General features: G+C 50.3%; 1 rRNA gene. It reads left to right on the top strand.

The features are described 5' to 3' along the window. Window positions 1-124 precede the first annotated feature (124 nt). Window positions 125-3,045: ribosomal RNA gene (locus FC18_RS06645) — 23S ribosomal RNA — on the top strand. Window positions 3,046-3,055 lie beyond the last annotated feature (10 nt).

The raw sequence follows: 3,055 nt of genomic DNA, 5'->3' as shown, positions 1-3,055 counted from the left end.
CCTTGAAAACTGGATATCATTGTTTTAATTATTTTAGTTATAAAATAATGCCGAGAACACAGCGTATTTGTATATGAGTTTCTTAGAAATTCGAATCGCGACCAACAATATTTAATATTGTTTAGGTTAAGTTACAAAGGGCGCACGGTGGATGCCTTGGCACTAGGAGCCGATGAAGGACGGAACTAATACCGATATGCCTCGGGGAGCTATACGTAAGCTTTGATCCGGGGATTTCCGAATGGGGGAACCCAACCTGAGCAGTCAGGTTATCGCATGGTGAATACATAGCCATGTCGAAGGTAGACGCGGGGAACTGAAACATCTAAGTACCTGCAGGAAGAGAAAGAAAATTCGATTCCCTTAGTAGCGGCGAGCGAAAAGGGAAGAGCCCAAACCAAGAAGCTTGCTTCTTGGGGTTGTAGGACAGAACATTGGAGTTACCAAAGTATTTGATAGACGAAGTCAGTTGGAAAGCTGCGCGAAACAAGGTGAAAGCCCTGTAGTCGAAATCGAGTACCCTCCGTTCTGGATCCTGAGTACGGCGGAGCACGTGAAATTCCGTCGGAATCCGGGAGGACCATCTCCCAAGGCTAAATACTCCCTAGTGACCGATAGTGAACCAGTACCGTGAGGGAAAGGTGAAAAGCACCCCGGAAGGGGAGTGAAATAGTTCCTGAAACCGTGTGCCTACAATTAGTCGAAGCCCGTTAATGGGTGACGGCGTGCCTTTTGTAGAATGAACCGGCGAGTTACGTTATCATGCGAGGTTAAAGTGAAAAGCTGAAGCCGTAGCGAAAGCGAGTCTGAATAGGGCGAATGAGTATGATGATGTAGACCCGAAACCAAGTGACCTACCCATGTCCAGGTTGAAGGTGTGGTAAAACGCACTGGAGGACCGAACCCGTACGTGTTGAAAAACGTTGGGATGAGGTGTGGGTAGCGGTGAAATTCCAAACGAACTTGGAGATAGCTGGTTCTCTCCGAAATAGCTTTAGGGCTAGCCTCGGATGATGAATGATGGAGGTAGAGCACTGTTTGGACGAGGGGCCCGTCAAGGGTTACCGACTTCATATAAACTCCGAATGCCATTTATTTTAGTCCGGGAGTCAGACGGTGAGCGATAAGGTCCATCGTCGAAAGGGAAACAGCCCAGATCACCAGTTAAGGTCCCTAAATCTATGCTAAGTGGAAAAGGATGTGGCGTTGCACAGACAACTAGGATGTTGGCTCAGAAGCAGCCACCATTTAAAGAGTGCGTAATAGCTCACTAGTCGAGTGACACTGCGCCGAAAATATACCGGGGCTTAAGCATAGTACCGAAACTGTGGATGCATCCCTATGGGATGTGTGGTAGGAGAGCGTTCCAAGGGCGTTGAAGGTAGATCGTAAGGACTACTGGAGCGCTTGGAAGTGAGAATGCCGGCATGAGTAGCGAAAGACTGGTGAGAATCCAGTCCACCGTATGACTAAGGTTTCCTGGGGAAGGCTCGTCCTCCCAGGGTTAGTCGGGACCTAAGGCGAGGCCGAGAGGCGTAGTCGATGGAAAACAGGTTGAGATTCCTGTACTAGTTTATTTTGTTTGAACGATGGAGGGACGCAGTAGGCTAAGGTGAGCATGCGACTGGAAATGCATGTCTAAGCGTTAAGTCTTGAAGCGAGTGAAATGCTTACTTCTATAAGGACAAGGCGTGATGGGGAGCGAAATTTAAGTAGCGAAGCACCTGATGTCACACTGCCGAGAAAAGCTTCTAGTGAGAAATAAACTACCCGTACCGCAAACCGACACAGGTAGTCGAGGAGAGTATCCTCAGGTGAGCGAGCGAACTCTCGTTAAGGAACTCGGCAAAATAGCCCCGTAACTTCGGAAGAAGGGGTGCTGGCCGTAAGGTCAGCCGCAGTGAATAGGCCCAAACAACTGTTTATCAAAAACACAGGTCTCTGCTAAATCGTAAGATGACGTATAGGGGCTGACGCCTGCCCGGTGCTGGAAGGTTAAAAGGATGGCTTAGCTTAGGCGAAGGTCAGAATTGAAGCCCCAGTAAACGGCGGCCGTAACTATAACGGTCCTAAGGTAGCGAAATTCCTTGTCGGGTAAGTTCCGACCCGCACGAAAGGCGTAATGATTTGGGCACTGTCTCAACGAGAGACTCGGTGAAATTATAATACCCGTGAAGATGCGGGTTACCCGCGACAGGACGGAAAGACCCCATGGAGCTTTACTATAGCTTGATATTGAGTGTTCGTGCCGCTTGTACAGGATAGGTCGGAGCCGTAGAAACCGGAACGCTAGTTTCGGTGGAGGCATTGGTGGGATACGACCCTAGCTGTATGAACGCTCTAACCCGCGCCACTAAGCGTGGCGGGAGACAGTGTCTGGTAGGTAGTTTGACTGGGGCGGTCGCCTCCTAAAGTGTAACGGAGGCGCCCAAAGGTTCCCTCAGAATGGTTGGAAATCATTCGCAGAGTGTAAAGGTATAAGGGAGCTTGACTGCGAGACTGACAAGTCGAGCAGGGACGAAAGTCGGGCTTAGTGATCCGGTGGTTCCGTATGGAAGGGCCATCGCTCAACGGATAAAAGCTACCCTGGGGATAACAGGCTTATCTTCCCCAAGAGTCCACATCGACGGGAAGGTTTGGCACCTCGATGTCGGCTCATCGCATCCTGGGGCTGTAGTCGGTCCCAAGGGTTGGGCTGTTCGCCCATTAAAGCGGTACGCGAGCTGGGTTCAGAACGTCGTGAGACAGTTCGGTCCCTATCCGTCGCGGGCGTAGGAAATTTGAGAGGAGTTGCCCTTAGTACGAGAGGACCGGGGTGAACATACCGCTGGTGTACCAGTTGTGCCGCCAGGCGCATCGCTGGGTAGCTATGTATGGCAGGGATAAACGCTGAAAGCATCTAAGTGTGAAGCCCCCCTCAAGATGAGATTTCCCATTCCTTTATGGAAGTAAGACCCCAGAAAGATGATCTGGTAGATAGGCTGGAAGTGGAAGAGCAGCGATGCTTGGAGCGGACCAGTACTAATCGGTCGAGGACTTAACCAAGTGGTTTTAC

The sequence above is a fragment of the Lacticaseibacillus sharpeae JCM 1186 = DSM 20505 genome (assembly GCF_001436225.1).
GTDB classification, from domain to species: domain Bacteria; phylum Bacillota; class Bacilli; order Lactobacillales; family Lactobacillaceae; genus Lacticaseibacillus; species Lacticaseibacillus sharpeae.
The sequence above is the reverse complement of the archived record's forward strand: the minus strand, read 5'-3'. Positions and strand labels throughout refer to the sequence as shown.